At 63.1% G+C, this 22,528-nt stretch carries 22 protein-coding genes; 17 read left to right on the top strand and 5 right to left on the bottom strand.

From position 1 onward, the window contains the following. Positions 1-11: 11 nt before the first annotated feature. From OEG82_RS09000 to OEG82_RS08985, 4 genes are all read left to right on the top strand, one after another. On the top strand, positions 12-965 hold the full coding sequence (locus OEG82_RS09000; protein ID WP_267612103.1) for a substrate-binding domain-containing protein: 954 nt from the start codon (positions 12-14) through the stop codon (positions 963-965). Next, on the top strand, positions 958-2,505 hold the full coding sequence (locus tag OEG82_RS08995) for a sugar ABC transporter ATP-binding protein (RefSeq protein WP_267612102.1): 1,548 nt from the start codon (positions 958-960) through the stop codon (positions 2,503-2,505). Before OEG82_RS09000 ends, OEG82_RS08995 begins: the two co-directional genes overlap by 8 nt. Before the next feature lie 17 nt (positions 2,506-2,522). Next, the gene (locus tag OEG82_RS08990; protein WP_267612101.1) at positions 2,523-3,497 is read left to right on the top strand and encodes an ABC transporter permease; all 975 of its coding nucleotides are present in this window, start codon (positions 2,523-2,525) and stop codon (positions 3,495-3,497) included. An 87-nt stretch (positions 3,498-3,584) separates the two neighbouring features. Further along, positions 3,585-4,637 (top strand): polysaccharide deacetylase family protein, encoded by a 1,053-nt coding sequence (locus tag OEG82_RS08985; protein ID WP_267612100.1) that lies wholly within the window; start codon positions 3,585-3,587, stop codon positions 4,635-4,637. A gap of 45 nt (positions 4,638-4,682) precedes the next feature. On the opposite strand, the gene pdxH is transcribed toward OEG82_RS08985, so the two are convergent. After that, complete coding sequence (gene pdxH, locus OEG82_RS08980; RefSeq protein WP_267612099.1) at positions 4,683-5,297, bottom strand: pyridoxamine 5'-phosphate oxidase; 615 nt, start codon at positions 5,295-5,297, stop codon at positions 4,683-4,685. 37 nt (positions 5,298-5,334) lie between these two features. Between pdxH and OEG82_RS08975 the strand changes: the two genes are divergently transcribed. The 4 genes from OEG82_RS08975 to OEG82_RS08960 all read left to right on the top strand — a co-directional run bounded on the left by OEG82_RS08975 (position 5,335) and on the right by OEG82_RS08960 (position 8,526). Then, on the top strand, positions 5,335-5,793 hold the full coding sequence (locus OEG82_RS08975; RefSeq protein WP_267612098.1) for an RT0821/Lpp0805 family surface protein: 459 nt from the start codon (positions 5,335-5,337) through the stop codon (positions 5,791-5,793). Between the two features lie 105 nt (positions 5,794-5,898). Further along, entirely contained in the window at positions 5,899-6,921 is a 1,023-nt protein-coding gene (locus tag OEG82_RS08970; protein WP_267612097.1) for a DnaJ C-terminal domain-containing protein, read from the top strand. Positions 6,922-7,035: 114 nt separating this feature from the next. Next, on the top strand, positions 7,036-7,848 hold the full coding sequence (fabI, locus tag OEG82_RS08965; RefSeq protein ID WP_267612096.1) for an enoyl-ACP reductase FabI: 813 nt from the start codon (positions 7,036-7,038) through the stop codon (positions 7,846-7,848). A gap of 84 nt (positions 7,849-7,932) precedes the next feature. Continuing rightward, complete coding sequence (locus tag OEG82_RS08960; RefSeq protein ID WP_267612095.1) at positions 7,933-8,526, top strand: histidine phosphatase family protein; 594 nt, start codon at positions 7,933-7,935, stop codon at positions 8,524-8,526. Between the two features lie 271 nt (positions 8,527-8,797). Here the strand turns inward: OEG82_RS08960 and OEG82_RS08955 are convergent, their stop codons facing one another. Next, on the bottom strand, positions 8,798-9,058 hold the full coding sequence (locus OEG82_RS08955; protein WP_267612094.1) for a DUF1344 domain-containing protein: 261 nt from the start codon (positions 9,056-9,058) through the stop codon (positions 8,798-8,800). Positions 9,059-9,295: 237 nt separating this feature from the next. Here OEG82_RS08955 and aroC point away from each other — a divergent pair, with 237 nt between their 5' ends. Beyond that, positions 9,296-10,390, top strand: coding sequence for a chorismate synthase (gene aroC / locus OEG82_RS08950; protein WP_267612093.1), 1,095 nt, complete (start codon positions 9,296-9,298; stop codon positions 10,388-10,390). Positions 10,391-10,401: 11 nt separating this feature from the next. After that, the gene (ribB, locus tag OEG82_RS08945) at positions 10,402-11,502 is read left to right on the top strand and encodes a 3,4-dihydroxy-2-butanone-4-phosphate synthase (RefSeq protein WP_267612092.1); all 1,101 of its coding nucleotides are present in this window, start codon (positions 10,402-10,404) and stop codon (positions 11,500-11,502) included. A gap of 117 nt (positions 11,503-11,619) precedes the next feature. Here the strand turns inward: ribB and OEG82_RS08940 are convergent, their stop codons facing one another. The 3 genes from OEG82_RS08940 to OEG82_RS08930 all read right to left on the bottom strand — a co-directional run bounded on the left by OEG82_RS08940 (position 11,620) and on the right by OEG82_RS08930 (position 15,008). Continuing rightward, entirely contained in the window at positions 11,620-12,390 is a 771-nt protein-coding gene (locus OEG82_RS08940) for a gamma-glutamyl-gamma-aminobutyrate hydrolase family protein (protein WP_267612091.1), read from the bottom strand. A gap of 148 nt (positions 12,391-12,538) precedes the next feature. Beyond that, positions 12,539-13,735, bottom strand: a complete 1,197-nt coding sequence (locus OEG82_RS08935) for a winged helix-turn-helix domain-containing protein (RefSeq protein WP_267612090.1) — start codon at positions 13,733-13,735, stop codon at positions 12,539-12,541. 100 nt (positions 13,736-13,835) lie between these two features. Further along, positions 13,836-15,008: a transporter substrate-binding domain-containing protein gene (locus OEG82_RS08930; protein WP_267612089.1), complete on the bottom strand. Its 1,173-nt coding sequence runs from the start codon at positions 15,006-15,008 to the stop codon at positions 13,836-13,838. A gap of 324 nt (positions 15,009-15,332) precedes the next feature. Here OEG82_RS08930 and OEG82_RS08925 point away from each other — a divergent pair, with 324 nt between their 5' ends. The 7 genes from OEG82_RS08925 (at position 15,333) to OEG82_RS08895 (ending at position 21,984) form a co-directional block, all read left to right on the top strand. Further along, a complete protein-coding gene (locus tag OEG82_RS08925; RefSeq protein ID WP_267612088.1) occupies positions 15,333-16,259 on the top strand; it encodes a histone deacetylase family protein in 927 nt (308 codons plus the stop codon). 3 nt (positions 16,260-16,262) lie between these two features. After that, on the top strand, positions 16,263-16,508 hold the full coding sequence (locus OEG82_RS08920) for an exodeoxyribonuclease VII small subunit (protein WP_267612087.1): 246 nt from the start codon (positions 16,263-16,265) through the stop codon (positions 16,506-16,508). A 7-nt stretch (positions 16,509-16,515) separates the two neighbouring features. Further along, positions 16,516-17,454 (top strand): pirin family protein, encoded by a 939-nt coding sequence (locus tag OEG82_RS08915; protein ID WP_267614906.1) that lies wholly within the window; start codon positions 16,516-16,518, stop codon positions 17,452-17,454. A 129-nt stretch (positions 17,455-17,583) separates the two neighbouring features. After that, a complete protein-coding gene (gene dxs, locus OEG82_RS08910; RefSeq protein ID WP_267612085.1) occupies positions 17,584-19,515 on the top strand; it encodes a 1-deoxy-D-xylulose-5-phosphate synthase in 1,932 nt (643 codons plus the stop codon). A 140-nt stretch (positions 19,516-19,655) separates the two neighbouring features. After that, the gene (locus OEG82_RS08905) at positions 19,656-19,901 is read left to right on the top strand and encodes a hypothetical protein (RefSeq protein ID WP_267612084.1); all 246 of its coding nucleotides are present in this window, start codon (positions 19,656-19,658) and stop codon (positions 19,899-19,901) included. Positions 19,902-19,960: 59 nt separating this feature from the next. Continuing rightward, a complete protein-coding gene (locus tag OEG82_RS08900; protein WP_267612083.1) occupies positions 19,961-20,728 on the top strand; it encodes a TlyA family RNA methyltransferase in 768 nt (255 codons plus the stop codon). Next, positions 20,725-21,984 (top strand): class I SAM-dependent RNA methyltransferase, encoded by a 1,260-nt coding sequence (locus OEG82_RS08895; protein ID WP_267612082.1) that lies wholly within the window; start codon positions 20,725-20,727, stop codon positions 21,982-21,984. The genes OEG82_RS08900 and OEG82_RS08895 overlap by 4 nt, the downstream gene beginning before the upstream one ends. Positions 21,985-22,528: the final 544 nt, after the last annotated feature.

Genomic DNA, 22,528 nt, shown 5'->3' with positions numbered 1-22,528 from the left:
AGGAGAAGGATATGAACAAGTTCAATTCAATGCTCGCATGCGGCGTGTTGTTGGCATCCCTTACGGGAGGCCAGGCTTTTGCATTCGATCAGGGCAGCCTCATCAAGCCGATCGACAAGCCGCTCCAGATCGTCATCATCCCGAAAGTGGTGCATCCCTGGTACGAAGTCGTTGCCGCCGGCGCCACCAAGGCTGCCGAGGAACTGGCGGAACAGGGAATCACGGTCGAAGTGGTCTGGGATTCGCCGCCGCAGGCTGATGTCGCGGATCACAACCGTCGCATCGAGACCAATATCGGCCGTCATCCCGATGGACTGGCGGTGTCCTGCCTTGATCCCGCGACCAATGTGCAATTGCTCGGCGAAGCCGTGGCTGCAGGTGTCCATGTGATGACCTTCGACACCTTCTGCTCGGACGATTTCGACTTTGTCGGCCACAAGGGCGATTATCAGGACGGTGCCGACCTTGCGGATTTCCTCGCCGACAAGATTGGCGGCGCCGGCGAAGTGGGCATCCTGTCCGGCAGCCTGACCGCAACCAACCACGCCGCCCGGGTGAAGGGCTTCAAGGAAACCATTGCCAATTATCCCGACATCAAGATCGTCTTCGAACAACCCGATGACGACAGCCTGGAAAAGGCCGTGAACCTGACGGAGAACGCCCTGCAGGCCAATCCGAACCTCAAGGGGATCTTTGGCTCCAATGCCTCCAATCCCGTCGGTGCGGCGCGCGCCGTGCAGAATGCCGGCAAGGCGGGCGAAATCACCATCGTCGGCATGGACGATCTGCCCGAGACCCTGCAATTCATCTCCGACGGGGTCATCGCCGGCGTCAAGGCCCAGCGGCAGTGGGAAATCGGTTACTGGACCGTGCGCTACCTGGTGGCCAAGAACCAGAATCACACCACACCGCATGAGCACTCGACAGGATCCCAGATCCTGACCAAGGACCTGTTGGGTGAGTGACGAAACCTCCGGGGGTGTCTTGCCACACCCCCGGACCGGACAGGACGACATCGCCAGCGCGGTTCAGTTTGAAGTCCGGAACATCGACAAGTGGTTCGGCAGCGTCCAGGCGCTGAGCGATGTGAGCCTGACCTTGCGCAAGGGCGAGATCCATGCCGTCATCGGCGAGAACGGCGCCGGCAAGAGCACGCTGATGAACATCATCTCCGGCAAGCTCAGTCCCAGTGCCGGCACGCTGTTGTGCAACGGCCAGCCGGTGACATTTCCCAGCCCGCGCGCGGCCCAGCAGCACGGAATCGCCATCGCGCCGCAGGAAATCAACCTGGTCCCCCGGCTCAGCGTGTTCGAAAATATTGCCCTGGGCATGCAATCGGTCGGCCGTGCCGGCACAATCGACTGGCGCCACACCCGCGACAGGGCAATCGCCACGCTCAACCAGATCGACGACAGCATCGATCCGGACAGCCGGGCCGGAGACCTCAGCAAGGCCGAACAACAGCTTGTGCAGATCGCCCGAGCCGTCTCGACCTCGGCCGACGTGCTGATTTTCGACGAGCCGACGGCCGCGCTGACTTCGCGCGAAACCACCACGCTCTTCAGGTTCATCCGGCGCTTTCGCGACAGCGGCAAATCGGTTTTCTATATCTCTCACCGTCTCGACGAAATCCTCGACCTGTCGCAGCGCATCACGGTCCTGCGGGACGGGCACCACGTGGTCGAACTCGATCCGGGCAAGACCAGCAAGGACCAGATGGTCAGCTTCATGGCCGGGCGCGAGGTCAAGCCTGCCCGGCACCGGCCGGTCGAAAGCATTCCCGATGACATCGTGCTCGACGTCCAGGCACTCTGCCGCAAGGGCGAGTTCAGCGACGTGACGCTCGACCTGCGGCGCGGCGAAATCGTCGGTATCGGCGGACTCGTCGGCTCGGGACGGACCGAACTGGGCAAATGCCTGTTCGGACTGACCACTGCCGATTCCGGCACCGTCACCGTGTTCGGCAAACCGGTGCTTTTCCGCCATCCTGCCGATGCGATTGCCAATGGACTGGTCTATCTGCCGGAGGAGCGAAAACAGGAAGGGATTTTCGCCCTGCTGAGCATTACCGAGAACATGGCGGTTTCGGTCTTCGACCGGTTCCGCGGTGTTCTCGGCCTGCGCTTTGCCGAGATGGAGCGGCAGGTCAGAACCTATGTCGACCGGCTCAGCATCAAGATCGGCCAGCCCTCCGATGCGATCACCACCCTGAGCGGCGGCAACCAGCAAAAGGTGATCATCGCGCGCTGGCTGATGAAAAACAGCCGCGTGCTGATCCTGGATGAGCCCACCCGCGGCATCGACGCCAATGCCAAGACCGAAATCCAGTCCGTCCTGCGCGACCTGACGGCCAAGGGCCTGTCGATCATCTACATCTCGTCCGAACTCCAGGAGGTGATCGACGTCTCCGACCGCATCGTCGTGATGCATGAGGGGCGCATCCGCGGCACGGTCAATGCGCATGATGCCACCCCGGAAAGCCTGCTTGCCATCGCCATGTCTTGAGGAAGGTCACAAACGCCATGACACCGACATCCCCATCGCAACGCCCTGTGGCCCGGCCGCTGCTCAACCGCCTGAGGGAATGGGAGGCAAGCGGGGTGCTAGTCGCCCTGCTTGTTCTCTTCACCGTGCTGGCGCTGATCGCACCGGCCTTCCTGTCGCAATACAATCTCGGAGTCGTGGCCAGGCAGGCGTCCTTTGTCGGCCTGATCGCCCTGGGCCAGACGCTGGTGCTTCTGATCGGCGGCATTGATCTCTCGCTCGGCGCAGCAGCGGCGCTGTCGACCATCATCGGCTCGCTGGTGCTGACCCAGACCGGCATTCACCCCTATGCGGTGGTGCCACTGACCGCACTGTTCGGCATGGGGCTGGGTTTCATCAACGGATTCTTCGTCGCCGTCCTGCGGCTCAATCCCTTCATCGTCACCCTGGCGTCCTGGGAAATCTTTGCGGGGTTGACCCTGGTCATTACCAAGGGCTACCCGATCCGCCCGCTGGGCGAGACTTTCCGCGTATTCGGCCAGGGCAGCGTGTTCGGCGTGCCGGTACCGGTCCTGTTCTTTCTGGGCGCGGCAGCTGTCTTGACCTTCATGCTGTCCCGCACCCGATTCGGCCGCAACATCTATGCCATCGGCGGCAACCGCGAAGCAGCCGAACTGGTGGGCATCAGGAGCTGGCGGGTGGAGTTCATGGTGTTCGGGCTTGCCGGCATGTTGTCGGCGCTGGCCGGCATTCTCTATGCCAGCCGCATGGATTCGGGCCAGCCCTCGGTCGGTGAAGGCTGGCTGATGGGCGCGATCACCGCAGCCATCATCGGCGGCACCAGTCTCAAGGGCGGGCAAGGCACCATAGTCGGCACCGTGTTTGGCGCCCTGCTGATGGCAGTGCTGGCAAACGGCATCGTCTTGATGAATGTGTCGGGCTATTGGGAGCGGGTGATCATCGGCGCCGTGGTGCTGATCGCCATTCTCGTCGACCTGCTGCGCCGCCGCTAGAGCGATCATCCGATTTAACATCAGTTAATCTGCATCTGATAGGACGGAGCGGTTTCTGGCGCTTGTTGCGCTCACCGGATCGGACTCATGCACGGACCAAACACAGTTGCTGCCCGCAGAATGATCAAGCGCGCCGTCATCCAGACCGGGCTTGAAGCGGTGTCGCTGCTGTCGAAATCCGGCTTCATGCCGGGGTTGCGCGGCGTCGGCGCGATCTTCACGCTGCATCATGTCCGTCCCGCCACCCGCAAGGACTTCGATCCGACGGCGCATCTGTCGGTGACGCCGGAATTCCTCGATGCGAGCATCACCAAGCTCAAGGCCGACGGCCATGTCCCGGTGGCGCTCGAGGATCTTCCCGCGTTCCTGGCCAATCCGGACAGGTCCGGACCGGCCATGGTGTTCACGTTGGATGACGGCTACCGCGATAATAATGTGCATGCGCGCCCGGTGTTTGAAAAGCACGGCGTGCCCTATACCGTCTTTGTCTCCGGCGGCTTCGTCGACCGCACCCATTCGCTGTGGTGGGAGACCGCCGAGCAGCTGATCAACGACACCGATGAATTCAGATTTGATTTCGGCCGCGGCAAAATTGGGCTTCCGACCCGCTCGATGGCCGAGAAATACGCAGCCTTTGACCGTTTGCACCGGACATTCGCCTGCGCCGAGCAGGCGGCGATGGTGTCCCGGCTCGACCAGACGGCGCGTGCAGCCGGGATTTGTCCGACCGGGATCGTGGACCGGGAAGTCATGGACGAGAGCGAGTTGCGGCAACTGGCTGCCTCGCCGCTGGCAAGTCTGGGTGCCCACACGATCGGGCATCTGAACCTGGCTCACCTGAAGCCGGAACAGATGCGCTCGGAGATCTTGCGCTCTTCCGAACGCCTGGCCGAGATCACTGGCGAGATGCCGCAAACCCTGGCCTATCCCTATGGCGGCAGTTGCGCTGCCGGTCCGCGCGAATTCCAGGCCGCGGCGGATCTCGGGTTCACCCTGGCGGTCACGACCATTCCGGGCGTTCTGCGTCCCGGAAGCCGGCTCGACAGATTTGCACTGCCGCGGATTTCGCTCAACGGCTATTACCAAAAACGCCGCTATGTCGGGGCCCTGGCGTCAGGCATCCCGTTTGCGCTGAACTGACACAGCCCAGGCTGTTCTGAACGCCGGACGGCCGCATTCCTTCGATTACGGATAAAGCCGGGTCTTGTCCCAGTCATCGCCATTGCGGGCAAACACCATGCGGTCATGCAACCGGAACGGCCGGTCGTGCCAGAACTCGATTGCCTGCGGCACGATGCGAAAGCCGGACCAGTGTTTCGGACGCGGAATCTCGCCGATCGGATATTTGGCGGTGTATTCGGCAACGGCCTTTTCAAGCGCGAAACGGCTTTCCAGCGGCCGCGACTGTTTTGACGCCCAGGCGCCAATGCGGCTGCCGCGCGGACGCGAGGCGTAATATTCATCGGCCTCCGCATCGCTGACCTGCTCGACCGGGCCGCGGATGCGGACCTGCCGGCGCAGGGTCTTCCAGTGAAAGCACATTGCCGCCTTCATGGAGCCCAGGATTTCGGTTCCCTTGGCGCTTTCAAAATTCGTGTAGAAAACGAATCCGCGCTGATCAAACACCTTGAGCAGCACCATGCGCACATCGGGCATTCCATCCGCATCAACCGTTGCCAGAGCCAAGGCATTGGGATCATTGGGTTCGGATGAAGTGGCATCGTCCAGCCACTGGGCGAAAAGCCGGAAAGGCTCCGCCGCTTCGGTAAAGTCACCAGTCGTTAACCCTGTTTCGGTCATACTCTTGTCTCATGCCTCCGGGCTGGAGCGAAGCTACGTGACACCTGACCTAACAGAAGCTGACAGACGCGAAAAGGGCCACACAGCCCGCCGCGCGCTTTTGGCGCTGGCCTTGCCTTTCTGTCTTGCGCTCACCGGCTGCATGAGCAGCGGCTCCTCCGCGGTCTCGGCGCTGTCGGTTGACCAGATGACGACCGCGGCGATCACCCCGCTGTCGGCCGACAGCGAGATCATGTCCGACGAGATGGTGATTCGCGATCTGGTCGGCGGGCTGGAGCAAGGCCGGATGCACGATCCCCTGCCCTGGTCCAATGCGCTGACCGGGTCGGCCGGCGTCATGAGCAGGATCGAGACAGTCAGCGACGGCACCAGGGCCTGCCGGGAGTTTGAGACCACGCGTCACGGATTCGATGGCGTGGCGCTGTATGATGGCCGCGTCTGCCGCCGGCCGGACGGCGGCTGGGACCTGATCAGCTTCGAGCGCGCAGGTAGCTGAAACAACACGCGATATGCGCTTTTCCCCCGCTTCCGGATTTGTACACGGATGGTTAGCAAATCACCGCTAGGCTTGCCTGAGTAAAGCCCATACGGGAATTGTAACATGCGTAGTCCGTACACGGTGCTCGGCGTCGACAAGACCGCCGGGCCAGAGGCCATCAAGAGTGCCTACAGGCAACTCGCCAAGACATGGCATCCGGATCAGAACCGGGACAATCCCCAGGCCGGGCCCCGGTTTGCGGAGATCGCGCATGCCTATAAGCTGTTGATCAACCCCGCCTTGCGCCGCAAATTCGACGATGGCGAAATCGATGCCCGCGGACGCCGCAGGCAAAAGCCGCTGCGGGGCTATGCCGCCAATCCGTTCAAGGCGTTCAAACAGGCCATGGCCGCCGCGGCCGCAGGCGGCGCCGATAGAGAGGACACCGGTCCGCTGGATCCGGATGTCTTCGAGGACATGGTCAGCCATATCTTCGGCGATGCGGCGGCACGCCGGGCCCGCGAGAGTTCGGCCTCCACCGGCGCGACCGGTCCGCGCACCACGACCGATGCGCCGGGAATGGATCAGGACCCGCTCGATGCACTCGACGACCTGTTCGCCAAGTGGAAGACCCGGCACGGATCGACGCCCGAGCTGCCGCCGCAGAATCAGCACCAGTTCATCAGCATCGAAGAGGCATTTGCCGGCTATACAGGCGAAGTCAGCTTTGAAAACGGAGAGACGGTGGCCTTTGCAGTGCCGCCAGGCGCGACCGACGGGACCGAGATCCGGGTGCCCTCGCCCGACCCCTGGGCCCAGGGCGACGCCATCGTCACACTGCACCACAAGGCCCATCCGCGGTTCCGCTCTGCGGGCGCAGACATCCATGCCGATCACGCCGTCGATCTTGCCGAAGCCGTGCTTGGCGGCTCCGTTGTCTTCCAGGGGCTGGGCGGTCCGTTGCGGATCACGATTCCGCCATGGTCCGGGTCCGGCACGGTGCTGCGCATCAACGAAAAGGGACTTCCGACGGGCAATGGCAGGCGCGGCGCATTGCATGTTCATCTGCGGGTGATGCTGCCGAAAAAACCGGACCAGCGCCTGATTGATCTGATGCAGTCGGAAAGAAAAACATGGTACGTTTGATGCCCGTTGCAACTCAGGGTTTGCCGCGCGTCGCGCGGCACCACAAGCAGGCGCGACTTGCGGGCAGAGGCCCTGTGTGCCATAGCCTGCGCGACAAATCTAAGGGAGAATGCAATGGCTGATACTTCCGGCCTGATGAAAGGCAAACGCGGCCTGATCATGGGCGTGGCGAACAACCGTTCGATCGCCTGGGGCATCGCCAAGGCTTGCGCCGATGCCGGCGCCGAACTCGCACTGACCTACCAGGGCGACGCGCTGAAAAAGCGTGTCGAGCCGCTGGCCGCAGAACTCGGCGCCATTGTCGCCGGCCATTGCGACGTCACCGATCTCGACACCATCGATCAGGTATTTGCCGAAATCGAGAGCAAGTTCGGCAAGATCGACTTCGTCGTCCATGCCATCGCGTTTTCCGACAAGGACGAGCTGACCGGCCGCTATGTCGAGACCAGCCGCGAAAACTTCAATCGCACCATGGACATCTCGGTGTTCTCGCTGACGGCTATTGCCAAGCGCGCCGAACCGCTGATGAACGAAGGCGGTTCGATCCTGACGCTGACCTATTACGGCGCCGAGAAGGTGATGCCGCATTACAATGTCATGGGCGTGGCCAAGGCAGCACTTGAAGCCAGCGTGCGCTATCTCGCGGTCGACCTCGGCGGCAAGGGCATCCGCGTCAACGCCATCTCGGCCGGCCCGATCAAGACGCTGGCCGCGTCCGGCATCGGCGATTTCCGCTATATCCTGAAGTGGAACGAATATAATTCGCCGCTCAAGCGCACCGTCACCATCGAACAGGTGGGCGGCTCGGCACTGTATCTGCTTTCCGACCTGTCGCAGGGCGTCACCGGCGAGATCCACCATGTCGATTCGGGCTATCACACAGTCGGCATGAAAGCCGTCGACGCGCCCGACATCAGCGTCGTCTGAGCCCTTCCCGCGCCGCCCTGTTGCGGCCGGGACCTCCTGAAGCCAATAGCGAAAACAAGCTGGATACAGCTTGGAGACCTGATCATGCCTGACCTCGACCTGTTCGTCATCCGCCACGGAGAGACCAGCTACAACCGGGAGAGCCGGCTGCAGGGCGCGCGCGACATCGGTCTCAACGCGCTTGGGCTTGAGCAGGCCGCCTTCAACGGCAAGTCACTGGCCGCTGTCCCCGGCTTTGATGCCAGCCGCTTCGACTGGGTTTCAAGCCCCTTGTCGCGGGCGCGCAACACGATGGAACTGGTGCGGGAAAATGCCGGGCTTGATCCCAAGGCCTACCGCATCGAGCCGCTGCTGATCGAGGTCAGCTTCGGTGACTGGGAAGGTTTTACGCCTGCGGAACTCGAAGCCAGCAGCCCCGGCATCATGGCCGAACGCGAAGATCACAAATGGACGTTTCGCCCGCCGGGCGAGCGCGCCGAAAGCTACGAGATGATGGCGCAGCGCGTCGATGCATTTCTGGAGAGCGTCAGCGGCCCGATGGTCTGCGTTGCCCATGGCGGCATCATCCGGGCGCTGTTCAACCGCATTGGCGGCATGCCCGGCGATGAAGCCTCGATGATCGATGTGCCGCAGGATCGTATCCTGAGGATCTCCGGCTCGACGATCGGCTGGATCTGACGCCGGCGCGAGCGGACCGCCCTTCCCTGCCGCCCGGCGCCCAGGCATTTCCTGGACCTGTTCCGGACCGCCTGCCGCCGGACGTTCACATCTTCACGCGCTCAAAGCTGCCATGGGTGGAGCTTCCAGCCGGAATACCGGCATTCTATGTCTTCTATTCGAGCGTTGAGGAGCTCTGGCCCGCAGAGGCGATGTCACGGCGCCGAGCTGGGTTTCTGAAACCGGCTGAATAGCTAGGTCGCAAGGCCTGAGGGAATGTGCTGAGTGAGGCCTATTGCACCAGTTCGAGATCGTTGATCATGCGCTTGCCGTCAACGACGGTGTAGAAAATGACCACTTCGACATCCTTGTCGAGACCATCGAAATTGAACTCGGCCGGTGTCTGATAGACCTTGCCATCGTCGAGCTTGATGGTCTGCTCCGCGGTGGAGATTTCATCGATCAGCCCGGTGGCATCGGCGCTCTGGGCCATGGCGGAAAACGGGGCAAGCATGGCTGAAACAGCCAACAGGGCGGAAATGGCAAAACGCATCAGACAATCCTTGATCACAATTGGTCCAGATGCTCCCTTCAAGGAGCAGATTGTGGCGAAATTTACGTCGGCATGTGAACTGCAATTAGTTGCGATGTCAACGAAACCGCGCGGGTCCGAGGTCCAATTCACAAAAAGCTTCCCCCAAGCGGCAGATTTCCTCTAGAAGTCACTGCGAAAGCCCCGAAACGGGCAAAGCCGCAAACCCAATGTCCACGAACCCCATGGTTGACCCGCATGTCGCATAACACCTTTGGCCATCTGTTTCGCGTGACCACCTGGGGCGAGAGCCACGGACCGGCGCTCGGCTGCGTTGTTGATGGCTGCCCTCCGGGAATCCGCTTCACCGAGGCTGAATTGCAGCACTGGATGGACAAGCGTAAGCCGGGGCAGTCGCGCTTTGTCACCCAGCGCCGCGAGGCCGATCTGGTCAAGGTGCTCTCAGGCGTGATGCCGCAGGAGGATGGCAGCCTGATCACCACCGGGACACCGGTGTCGATGCTGATTGAGAATACCGACCAGCGCTCGAAGGATTATTCCGAGATCGCCAAGCGCTACCGGCCCGGCCATGCCGACTACACCTATGACACCAAATATGGTGTGCGCGACTATCGCGGCGGCGGCCGTTCATCGGCGCGTGAAACCGCGGCGCGGGTTGCGGCCGGCGGCTTGGCGCGCCGGGTTGTTCCGGGCATGATCGTCCGCGCGGCCCTGGTGCAAATCGGCACCCACAAGGTCAACCGTGACAACTGGGACTGGAACGAGGTCGACAACAACCCGTTCTTTTGCGCCGACCCGGCGATGGTGCCGGTCTGGGAAGAGTATCTCGATTCGATTCGCAAGGCCGGTTCCTCGATCGGCGCGGTGATCGAGGTCGTGGCCGACCATGTGCCCGCGGGACTTGGCGCGCCGGTCTATGCCAAGCTGGATCAGGATATCGCCTCGAACCTGATGTCGATCAACGCCGTCAAGGGTGTGGAAATCGGCAACGGCTTTGACGCCGCCTGCATCAGCGGCGAGGAAAATGCCGACGAGATGCGCATCGGCGACAATGGCCAGCCGGTGTTCCTGTCCAACAATGCCGGCGGCGTTCTCGGCGGCATTTCCACCGGTCAGCCGGTTGTCGCCCGATTCGCCGTCAAGCCGACGTCGTCGATTCTCAATGACCGGCGTTCGATCGATTCCGATGGCAACGAAGTGGATGTCAGGACCAAGGGCCGGCACGACCCCTGCGTCGGCATCCGGGCCGTGCCCATCGGTGAAGCCATGGTCGCCTGCACGCTGGCCGACCATTATCTGAGAGACCGCGGCCAGACCGGCCGCCTCGACTGAAAGAGTCTTGCATGTCCTATGATCAAGCCCGCGTCGTTGACGCCATTCGCGCTCTGGAAGCCGGTGAAATCGTTGTCGTCACCGATGATGGCGGACGCGAGAACGAAGGCGACCTGATCGTCGCCGCGGTGCATTGCACGCCCGAGAAAATGGCCTTCATCGTGCGCCACACCTCCGGCATTGTCTGCACGCCGATGCCGCGCGAGGAAGCCAAGCGGCTCAACCTCAACGCCATGGTGGCCGAAAACGATTCGGCCCACACCACGGCCTTCACCGTGTCGGTCGACTACAAGCATGGCACCACGACCGGCATTTCGGCCGATGACCGCACGCTGACGGCGCGCAACCTGGCCAATCCCAATGCCGGCGCGTCCGACTTCACCCGTCCCGGCCATATCTTTCCACTGGTGGCGCGCGAAGGCGGCGTGCTGATGCGCTCGGGCCATACCGAAGCTGCCGTTGACCTGTGCAAGCTCGCCGACCTGCCGCCGATCGCGGTGATCTGTGAACTGGTCAATGATGACGGCACCGTCACCCGCGGCCAGCAGGTTGATGAATTCTCCGTCAAACACGGCCTCAAGCAGGTCTCGGTCGCCGACCTGATTGCCTATCGCCAGCGCAAGGAAACCCTGGTCGAGCATCTCGACAGCTTCGACGTGGAAACCGTTGCCGGCAAGGCCAAAGCCTATACCTACAAGCTGCCCTGGGACCCGATGCATCACCTTGCGGTGGTGTTCGGCGACATTCGCGACGGGGTCGACATCCCTGTCAGGCTGCACCAGGAATCGGTGGTCGATGACGTCTTTTCAAAGCAGGACCCGATGACGGCGGTCGTCAACCGCATGGCCGCCGAGGGCCGCGGCGTGGTGGTGTATTTGCGCGAGGGCTCAGTCGGCGTTGGACCGCAGGCCTCGCGGCGCACAGCCGCAATCGAGGGCGAAGGCCATGCCGAAGCGCAGGCGCGCGAGGATGAATGGCTGGAAATCGGACTGGGCGCGCAGATCCTCAAAGATCTCGGGATCAGCTCGATCAAGCTCTATGCCTCGCGCGAGCGGCACTATGTCGGGCTGGAAGGTTTTGGCATCAAGATCTCCTCGACCGAGATCATCTGACGCTGCTGTTTTGCTCTAAAGCACGTCGCATTCAATCATATTCATGCGATGTGCTATTGGTTTTTGTGTTGGCGCGTGTTTTTTCCGAAAACCGGCTCCCACTTTTCGGAACACGCTTTAGCGATTCTGCTTGTAGGCCCGCACCGCATCGCCAAAGGCCTCGAACAGCGGCCGGTTGACCGGATTTTCCTGCGGATCATATTCGGCATGCCATTGCACGCCGAGGGCAAAACCCCTTGCATCCCTGAAGCGGATGGCTTCGATGGTGCCGTCCTCGGCCACGCCTTCGGCGATGATTTTCGGTCCGATGTCGAGCACGCCCTGGCCGTGGAGTGAATTGACCCGGATCGATTCTCGGCCGAGGATCTGGGCAAAAATGCCATCCGGCGTCAGACGGACCTCGTGGCGATCGGCAAAGACCACCGTGGGATCGGGGTGGATCTCACCGGTATCAAGCCGCGGCATGCGGTGGTTGATCCGTCCCGGCAACTCGCGGATCTCGGGATGCAGCGAGCCGCCGCCGGCAACATTCATTTCCTGAAAGCCGCGGCAGATGCCGAACACCGGAACGCCCCTTTCGACACAGGCCTCGATCAGCGGCAGCGCAACCGTGTCGCGCCCCTCATCATAGGGTTCATGCCTGGGATCGGGCGCGAGGCCGAAGCGGCTGGGATGGACATTGGCCCTCGCCCCGGTGAGCAGGATGCCATCGACCACGGCCAGAAGGTCCTCGATGTCGGTCAGATGCGGGTCGCCGGCAAAGATCAGCGGCAATGCGCCGGTGACGTCCACCACCGCCTGCAGGTTGTTCTGCCCGGCCATCTGCACCGTAAACCTGTTTTCCACACTGTGGGCATTGCCGATGATGCCGATGACAGGCCTGACCATGATTGCGACTCGCTTTCAAACCGGGCCATCCGATCCGGCCCGCCGGCGCATAAATTTCATACCTGGAGACGATCAACAACTCCGTGCTCCAACAAAATTTGCGGCCGGCTGAATTTGCATCTTCAGGCTGCAGGCGCATCTGGCGATTTCACCCAGCATCATTCCAGCCAGCCGCATAGACGATTTCACCAACGCCAGCGAAACGGGCGATGCGGGCAAGCTCGGCTTCGAGCCGGGCCATGCGTCCGGCCGAGGCACGGATCTTCGGCTCGAGCCAGAGCCGGGTGACATTGAGCACATCCGCCTTGCGGTCGGCCTTCATGTCGATGCGGCCGATCAGTTGGTCGCCCTCAAGCAAGGGAAAGACATAGTAGCCATATTCCCGCTTCGGCTCGGGCACGAAGACCTCGATCCGGTAGCGGAAGCCGAACAGCCGCTCCATCCGGTTGCGGTCGCGGATCAGCGGATCGAAGGGGCTGAGGACCCGGACCCGAGCTGGCGGCTCCGGCCAGTCTTGCGGGTCGTTTGACAGGCCCTGAAAGGCGACACAGCTGCGTGGCTTGCCCCGGTCATGGGGCTCGATCTCGACCGTCTCCAGCGCATCCCTGTTGGTCTCGACCCATTGCCTGGCTTCCTGCGGGGTGACCAGATCCCAGAAGGCTGAAATTTCGCCATGGGTGGCAAAGCCCAGGCGCTCGAGCGCACCGGTGCAGGCCCAGTCGACGAAGTCGTCATGCGAGACTTCCGCCTCGCGGTGATGGTCCGGAATCACCCTTTCGCTGAGATCATAGATCTTCTGGAAATTCTGGCGGGCACTGATCGCCAGTTTTCCGGTCTGCCAGAGAAACTCCAGCGCGGTCTTGGAAGGATGCCACTGCCACCAGCCACCGGATTTGTGGTCCGGCTGCTTGACCTCGCGGGCCAGACAGGCCCCGCCCTCGGCAAACCGCGCATAGGTTTCATCAAACATCTTGTCGAAGCCTTCACCGCGCCATTTGGCCCAGCGCTCGCGCAGGCGTGCTTCCTTGCGCACGAATCGGTGCTTCCAGTAGGGATAGAACGCACAAGGCACAATCGCCGCATCGTGGGTCCAGTGCTCGAACAGCGCCCGGTCCTCCTCCAGCAATTGCCGCAGATGCTCGCGCCGGAAGGTCTGGTTGCGGGAAAACAGGATCTGGTTGTGGGCACGTTCAACCGTGGAAATGCTGTCGACCTGGACAAAACCGAGTTCATGAATGAGCGCCAGCAGATCCGCCTTGGACAGGGCCCGTGTCGGCGATGCCGAAAGCCCCTGCCGGGCCAGAAAGATCCGCCGCGCCGTCCTGTTTGCTACCTGAATCACCATCGCGCAAGCCTACACGCGTTCGCCTTTTGTTCAAATAGTATTCCGACTTTTTGTCTCTCCCGGCAAGCTGCGCCGCGCCCATGCTCCCGGCAGCGTGACCTCAGCGCTCGTCGCCGAAATACTGTTTCTCGAGCGCGTCCAGCTCTCCGCTTTCCTGCAGCGCCAGCAGTTTGATCGTGACCTCCTGGGTGCGCGCTTCCTGGCTGTAGGGCAGCGCGAAGCCGTATTTGCCCGGATTGAAGATCCGGCCCACGACATCAAGCCCGATATCTGGGTGTTCGTGCTTGTAGTATTCCAGCACCGGCGCATCGGCGACGATGGCATCGACGTCGTTTTCCTTGAGCGCCGCGACCGCCTGATCAATCCCCTCGAAAGCGCGAATGTCGATCCCCTCGCCGGCCATGATGTTTTCGCTGATGCTTCCGGCGAACACGCCGACCGTCCGGCCCGGCAGATCTTCAGGCCCCCTGATATCGCCCTTGATCGCAAGGCTGGTCATGACACTGGTCACCGATGAGGTGACATAGGCAAGCACGGCCACGCCGATGATCAACCAGAAGGCCGAGAATATCCTGCCAATCCAGCCGAACAGTTTCGTCCGGCTGGGCAGGGTTCCCTTGGTGGCGACCAGCATGACGGCATAGAAGCTTTCGGAGAAACCGTCGCGCCAGCGCGGCGGGAAGTTCTTGTCGAAGCGCCGGTCGAACAGAGTGAGCCCGATCGTGGACAGGATGATCAGCGCAACAATCCAGCCATAGGCTTCGACATAGCCCGCGTCCCACAGCCCCTCCCACACGTCGCCAAGGCCGGTGGTGCCTTCCTTGTCGATCATCACCCGCAGGCCGGCGTCAAACCAGGGCTGAGTGAAATCGATCAGCGTCGCCCGGTCCTCGGTGATCGAGATATTGCCGACGGCGATATCAATATCGCTGTTGCGCGTGGCTTCGAGCAGCCCGGCGACGGTGGGGTAGTCGCGATAGGTCGCGGTGTAGCCCAGTTCGCCGGCGACCTCGTTCCAAAGGTCGACCGCCATCCCCTGCAGATTGCCGTCGGCATCGCGCATCACGAAGGGTGGGCTGATGTGATACCCGACGACGACATCCTTGTCGGCCGGCGCTGCAACCGGCCGGTCCTGCGCCATCACCGCGCCTGCCAGGGCGAGCCAGACCAGGGCAGCCGCTGCGACCAGACCGGCGCCGGGGTGCTTAAACCCGCGGCTCAACCGGGAAATGATGTTTGCGCAGATGATGGTTTTTCGTGTCCGGGATGTCATCGAATGCAATCTTCTGCCTTCCATCTGAAATGGCAATGGTGATCGGTGCAAGCCCGAAGCGCCGTTTCTGCGCACGAGCTCCAGACACAGCATCAGACCCCGCGTCCAGTTCTGATCCATAGTTCAAGCTTCTGACGAAAACCTAAACATTGCGATGATTGACTGGCCTGTTGTAGTCCGAAACCGGCAGGCGCAGCCGCCGCGACCGACGATGCTGCCGGCGGGCAGCAAGTCGGGCCAGCGCGAAACCGCCATTGCAGGGCCGGCTCCGGCCCGCGCCAAATTGCCACTGGAAAGCCGTATGTTTCCTGTTAAAACCAGACCATGACCACATTTTTCTATTCCAATCCGATCTGCCTCGAACATCTCACGCCGCCCGGCCATCCGGAGCGGCCGGACCGGATGCGGGCGCTTGAAGCGGTGTTCGAACATGAGCACTTCAACACGCTGGTGCGGCACCTGGCGCCGGAAGCTGCTGCCGAAGCGGTGCTGCTGGCCCATCCCGAGAGCTATCTCGAGCGCCTCCGGGCCGCCATTCCCGAAAGCGGCTTTGCCAAGATCGACGCCGACACCACCGTCAGCCCGCGCTCGATGGAAGCGGCGCTGATCTCCGTCGGCGGCGCCATGGCAGCGGTGGATGCGGTGTTCAGGAAGGAGGCCGACAATGCCTTCGTCGCCACCCGGCCGCCCGGACACCACGCCGAACGCGACACATCGATGGGATTCTGCCTGTTCAACCAGGCAGCAATTGCCGCCCGGCATGCCCAGAAAGTCTATGGCGCGGAGCGGGTGGCGATCGTCGACTGGGATGTGCATCACGGCAACGGCACCCAGGACATCTTCTACAATGATCCCAGCGTGATCTATTGCTCGACCCACCAGATGCCGCTCTATCCGGGCACCGGCGCGCTGGGAGAGACCGGCAAGGGCAACATCTTCAATGCGCCGCTGTCGACCAATGACGGCAGCGACCATTTCCGCGAGGCCTTCCGCACCCGGATCCTGCCGGCGCTGGTGGAGGCGCATGCGGACCTGATCATCATCTCGGCCGGATTTGACGCCCATCACCGCGATCCGCTCGCCGAAATCAACCTGGTGGCCGATGATTTCGACTGGGCCACCGGCAAGGTGATGGAGATCGCCGGACGCCATGCCGACAACCGGGTCGTCAGCCTGCTTGAAGGCGGCTATGATCTCGTGGCGCTCGCCGAATCGGCGGCCGCCCACGTGATACGGTTGCAAGAGGGTTGATTGATGACTGAGGCCAACGACATCACCGCGATGAGTTTCGAACAGGCGGTGGCCGAGCTGGAGCGCATCGTCGAGCAACTGGAACGCGGCGACGTGGCGCTGGACAAATCCATCGAGATCTACGAGCGTGGCGAAGCCTTGAAGGCGCATTGCGAAAAGCTGCTGTCGGCGGCCGAGAAACGGATCGAAAAAATCCGGCTCGACCGCCAGAACCAGCCGGTCGGCACGGAGCCTCTCGACGCCGAATAGAGCCCTGATCACAGGAGAATGGCATGAGCTTTTTCCCGGCGGAGACCCGGAGCCCGGTGATCCATTTTCCTGCGACGCCATCGAACATCTGATCATTCCGTCCTCGCGCGATATCGGCGGCTTTCCGGTCAGGCGCGCTTTGCCCTCGGCGCGGCGGCGCATGGTCGGGCCCTTCATCTTTTTCGACCGGATGGGCCCTGCCATCCTCAAGGGCGGCGAAGCGCTGGACGTGCGCCCGCATCCGCATATCGGCCTGTCCACCGTCACCTATCTGTTCGACGGCGCGATCCGTCACCGCGACAGCCTTGGCACCGAGCTGGTGATCAGGCCCGGTGACGTGAACCTGATGACCGCCGGGCGCGGCATCGTCCATTCCGAGCGTTCGCCGGAGGAAATGCGCGGCGGCGACATGCCGATATCGGGCCTGCAGACCTGGCTGGCCCTGCCCGACAATATGGAGGAGATCGACCCGGCGTTTTCGCACACGGCGACCACGGCGCTGCCCGAGATCTCCGATGCCGGCATTCGCGCCCGGGTGGTGATGGGCGGCTTTGGCGGGCTGATCTCGCCGGTGCCGCAGCATGTGGGCACGCTCTATGTCGACCTGACTCTGGCGCCACAGGCCTCGGCGCCGTTTGACGCTGATTGGGAAGAGCGGGCGCTCTATCTGCTTGACGGCGAGATCGAGATCGCCGGCGACCGGTTTGCGCCCGATCAGCTGCTGATACTGCGTCCCGGCGACGCCATCACCTTGAAGGCCGGAGCAAGGGGCGCGCGGATGATGCTGTTTGGCGGCGACAGCATTGCGACCAGGCGGCACATCTGGTGGAATTTCGTTTCCTCCTCGCGCGAACGCATCGAGCAGGCCAAGGCGGAATGGCGCGCGGGCCGCTTCGACATCGTGCCCGGCGACGAGCAGGAGTTTGTCCCGCTGCCGGAGAGATGAGCCGATGACGCCGAAGGCCTGCCGGCGCACTGCGCTGTGGCATCTGCGCCCAGAGCCTGTTTCCGGCTGCAATCCGGGTTTACACCTTCCTGCATCCGGGCTACGCCGGAGGCAATTGTGAGGCATGACTTGACCAATCCGCCAGTAACACCGCTCCCGGACACCGTACGGTTTCCATCCGACCTGAAGAGCATCGACGACAAGCTGTTGCCGCAGCTTGCGGCCGAGTTGCGGGCCGAGATGATCGATGCGGTGTCGCGCACCGGCGGGCATCTGGGCGCCGGGCTGGGCGTGGTCGAGCTGACGATCGCCATCCACAAGGTGTTCGACACCCCGCATGACCGGCTGATCTTCGATGTCGGGCACCAGTGCTATCCGCACAAGATCCTGACCGGACGGCGGGACCGGATCCGCACGCTGCGCCAGCAGGACGGGTTGTCGGGCTTTACCAAGCGCGGCGAGAGCGAATATGACGATTTCGGCGCGGGGCATTCCTCGACCTCGATTTCCGCGGGCCTGGGCATGGCGGTGGCAAGCCAGCTGCAGGGCACGCCACGCCATGTGGTGTCGGTGATCGGCGACGGCGCAATGTCGGCCGGCATGGCCTATGAAGCGCTCAACAATGCCGGCGCGCTGGATGCGCGGCTGATCGTCATTCTCAATGACAACGACATGTCGATTGCCCCGCCGACCGGCGCGATGAGCGCCTATCTGGCGCGGATGGCGTCTGGCCGGACCTATATGGGGTTCCGCGAAGTCGGCAAAAAGCTGACCGCCTATCTGGGCAAAAACATTGACCGGGCGATCACCCGTGCGGTCGAGCATGCCCGTGGCTATGTCACCGGCGGCACCATGTTCGAGGAACTCGGATTCTACCACATCGGCCCGATTGACGGCCACAATCTCGAGCATCTGCTGCCGGTGTTGCGCAATGTGCGCGACAATGGCGAGGGCCCGGTTCTGATCCATGTGGTGACGCAAAAGGGCAAGGGCTATGCGCCTGCGGAAGCCGCATCCGACAAGTATCACGGCGTGTCGAAATTCGACGTCGTCACCGGCACCCAGGCCAAGGCCAAGCCGAATGCACCGAGCTACACCGCCGTGTTCGGCGAGGCGCTGGTGCAGGAGGGCGGGCTTGACGAGACGATCGTGGCGATCTCCGCGGCAATGCCCGGCGGCACCGGCGTCGACAAATTCGCCAAGGCGTTTCCCGCCCGCACATTCGATGTCGGCATTGCCGAACAGCATGCGGTGACCTTTGCCGCGGGCATGGCGACCGAAGGCATGAAGCCGTTCTGCGCGCTCTATTCGACTTTCCTGCAGCGCGGCTATGACCAGGTGGTCCATGATGTGGCGATCCAGAAATTGCCCGTCAGGTTTCCGATCGACCGGGCCGGTTTCGTCGGTGCGGACGGCGCCACCCATGCCGGCTCCTTCGACACAGCCTATCTCGCCTGCCTTCCGGGCTTTGTGGTGATGGCGGCAGCCGACGAGGCCGAACTCAAGCACATGGTGCGCACCGCGGTGGCCTATGATTACGGCCCGATCTCGTTCCGCTATCCGCGCGGCGAAGGCGTCGGCGTCGAGATGCCCGAGCGCGGCCGGATCCTTGAAATCGGCAAGGGCCGGATCGTGCGCGAGGGCAGCAAGGTGGCGCTGCTGTCGTTCGGCACAAGGCTGGCCGAATGCCTGCTGGCCGCCGAGGACCTCGATGCGGCCGGGCTTTCGACAACCGTGGCCGATGCGCGCTTTGCCAAGCCGCTCGATCATGAGCTGATCCGGCAACTGGCGCGCCATCACGAGGTGCTGATCACCATCGAGGAAGGCTCCGTCGGCGGCTTCGGCAGCCATGTGCTGCAGTTCCTGTCGACCGAAGGCCTGCTCGATGGCGGCCTGCGGGTGCGCGCCATGGTGATGCCGGACATGTTCATGGATCATGCAGCGCCCGAGGCGATGTATGCCAGCGCCGGACTTGACCGCAAGGGCATCATCGACACGGTGTTTGCCGCGCTGAAGTCGAAAGGCCAGACCGGCGCCCAGGTAACCCTCCTGAAACCATAGGCATTTGCCTTGTCCTAACCACGTCCCTTGGGCGTTCCGAAACACCCGCCTGCTAGTCTGTTTCGAGACCACAGGGATGACAGGGCGGATCGGCAATGATCAGGACATCGGCGGGACATCGGTACAGGCGCGTGATCGCAATGGCAGTGCTGAGCATCTGCGGCGCGATGCCTGTGGCGCTGTCGGACACGCAACCGACCTATGACCGGCGCATTGAGGAAGCTGCAATCCGCATGCTGCAGCCCAAGCTCGGCGACATCCGGGGCGGGCTCGACCTTGTCCCCAACGGCCATCTCTACCCGCCGCTGAGCCAGCGGGTGGCCGCGCCCGATCGCTTCGAACCGGCGCCGCGCCGCCAGGTCGATGGCAGCTTCATCCGCTATTGAGCCCGGGGGGCAGCGCACAAAGCACTTGCCCTCGCGGCCCTTCCGGGCGAAGACGGCGCATGACACACCCCTCGCCCCATGCCATGCCCGACCGGGACCGGCTGGACCAGATGCTGGTCCGGCTCGGCCTGTATGACAGCCGGTCGCGGGCCCGCGACGCGATTGCCCGCGGCGCGGTGCTGGTTGACGGCAGATCCGTGACCAAGCCGGGCGCTGCGGTATCGGCCTCGGCGACATTCACGCTGTCCGATCCGGCGCGTGATTATGTCTCGCGCGCTGCACTCAAGCTCAAGGCCGGGCTCGATGCCTTCGGCTTCGATACCGCCGGACGCGTCGGCCTTGATATCGGCGCCTCGACCGGGGGCTTCACCCAGGTGCTGTTGGAAGCGGGCGCCAGCCATGTCATTGCCGTTGATGTCGGCCATGATCAGCTGCACCCGTCGCTGGCCGCGGACCCGCGGGTCAGCAATCGCGAAGCGCTCAATGCCCGGGATCTCAGCCGCGATCACCTCGAAGGCCGGGCGGTCGGGGCGGTTGTCTCCGATGTCAGCTTCATCTCGCTGAAGCTGGCCCTGCCGCCGGCGCTGGACCTTGCAGCCAACGGCGCCTTTGCGGTGCTGCTGGTCAAGCCGCAATTCGAGGCCGGGCGGGCGGCGATCGGCAAGGGCGGGCTGCTCAGGGATCCCGCCCAGGGGCCGGTGATCGCCGATGATCTCGCCGCATGGCTCGACGCGCTGCCCGGCTGGCGCGCTGTCGGGCCGATCGCCTCGCCGATCGAAGGCAGCGACGGCAACCACGAATTTCTCATAGGAGGCGTCAAATCATGAGCGCTCAGACACTTGAAATCACCCGGCTCGGCGGACAGGGCGACGGCATTGCCGACACCCCGGCAGGCCAGGTTTTCGTGCCGTTCACGCTGCCCGGCGATGTGGTCAATGTGGCCATGGACAAGGGCCGCGCCACGCTGATGGCGGTGCTCGAGCCCTCGCCCGACCGGGTGACGCCGCCCTGCCCGCATTTCGGGCCTGACTTCGAGAATGCCGGATGCGGCGGCTGCGCGCTGCAGCACCAGGCCGATGAGGCCTATCGCGCCTGGAAGCGCGGCCTGGTGGTGGCAGCGCTTGAAAGCCGCAATATCGACGCCAAGGTCGGCGCGCTGGTAAGCACCGCGCCGGGCACACGGCGGCGGGTGGTGTTTGCCGCGCGGCGCACCGACAAGGGCGCGATCCTGGGCTTCAACAAGGCGTCGAGCCATCAGATCGTCAAGATCGAGACCTGCGTGATCGCCTCGCCGCGGATCAACCAGGCGCTTCCCGAGTTGCGCCGGCTGGCGACCACGGTGGCCGTGGGCAAGGAGGCGTTCCGCTTCTCGGTGCTCGATGCGCTGCCGGGGCTTGATATCGCCATCGACGCGCCGTTCAAGCTCAAGGAGCCCGAGCGGCTGAGGATCATTTCGGCGACGCGGGCCGAACCGAGCGTGGCGCGGCTGAGCTTCAACGACGAGATCCTGATCGAGAAACAGCCGCCGGAGCTCAATTTCGGGTCCGTGGTGGTCAATCCGCCGCCGGGCGGTTTTGTCCAGGCCTCCAACGCGGCCGAACTGGTGATGGGCGATCTGGTCTGCGGGCATCTTGGCAAATCCAAGCGGGTGGTGGACCTGTTTTCCGGCTCAGGCACCTTCGCGCTGAGGCTGGCGCAAAACAGCCATGTGCATGCGGTGGAAGCCGACGGCCCGGCGCTCAATGCGCTCGACCGGGCGGCGCGGCGGGCGCACGGGCTCAAACCGGTGACGGTGGAAAAGCGCGATCTGTTCCGCCGGCCGCTGATGCTGGCCGAGCTGAAGGCCTATCAGGGCCTGGTGTTCGACCCGCCGCGCGCCGGCGCCGAGGTGCAGGTGGGCGACATAGCGCGTTCGACCGTCAAGCGCATCGCCGCGGTCTCCTGCAACCCGACGACACTCGCCCGCGATCTCGAGATCCTGATCAAGGGCGGCTACAAGGCGCTGTCGGTGACGCCGATCGACCAGTTCTTGTGGTCCAGCCATGTGGAAGTGGTGGCGCTCTTGGAGCGGCCGAAAAGGTAGGGGCTGGAGACGGGGTTTGCCGGGCCCCCTCACCGACAAAATCTGCGACTTAGCTGCGCTAAGATCGCGATTTTATATCCTCTCCCACAAGGGGAGAGGTAGAATCGCAGAACTCGCGCCACCCTCTCCTCGCCCCTCGTGGGAGAGGAAGCAATTTCAGCATCTTAGCGTTAGCTAAGTGCTAGAAATTGCAGGTGAGGGGGAGCGCCAGCAGCCACACCAAAACCCCGCGCGCGAAACACTTCGCCGGCGGCTTGAGGCAGTCCTGTGATCCGGAAACATCCGGACTCGTGGGGCGCGGGCGACGTGCCCGTGGTGGTCAAGAAGATGTGGCTTGGCGCGATCACCCGCGCCCCACCGGTGAGGGACAGATGCGCCTTCCGGGCGCAAATGGGCCTCCTTCTTTGCGATCCGGTCACGCAGTCCCGGGCGGTTCGTCTCGTTCGGCTGAACCGCCAGCCGAACCCGCCCATGCCCGATCTGCTCCCGGCCTCAATACCGTCCAGCCATGACCAGGCCTTGTCAGGACCGGCGTCAGATGACG

Origin of the sequence: Hoeflea ulvae (genome assembly GCF_026619435.1) — a bacterium.
Lineage (GTDB): Bacteria > Pseudomonadota > Alphaproteobacteria > Rhizobiales > Rhizobiaceae > Hoeflea > Hoeflea ulvae.
Note: the sequence above shows the minus strand (reverse complement) of the source record. Positions and strands in the feature narration are given on the sequence as shown.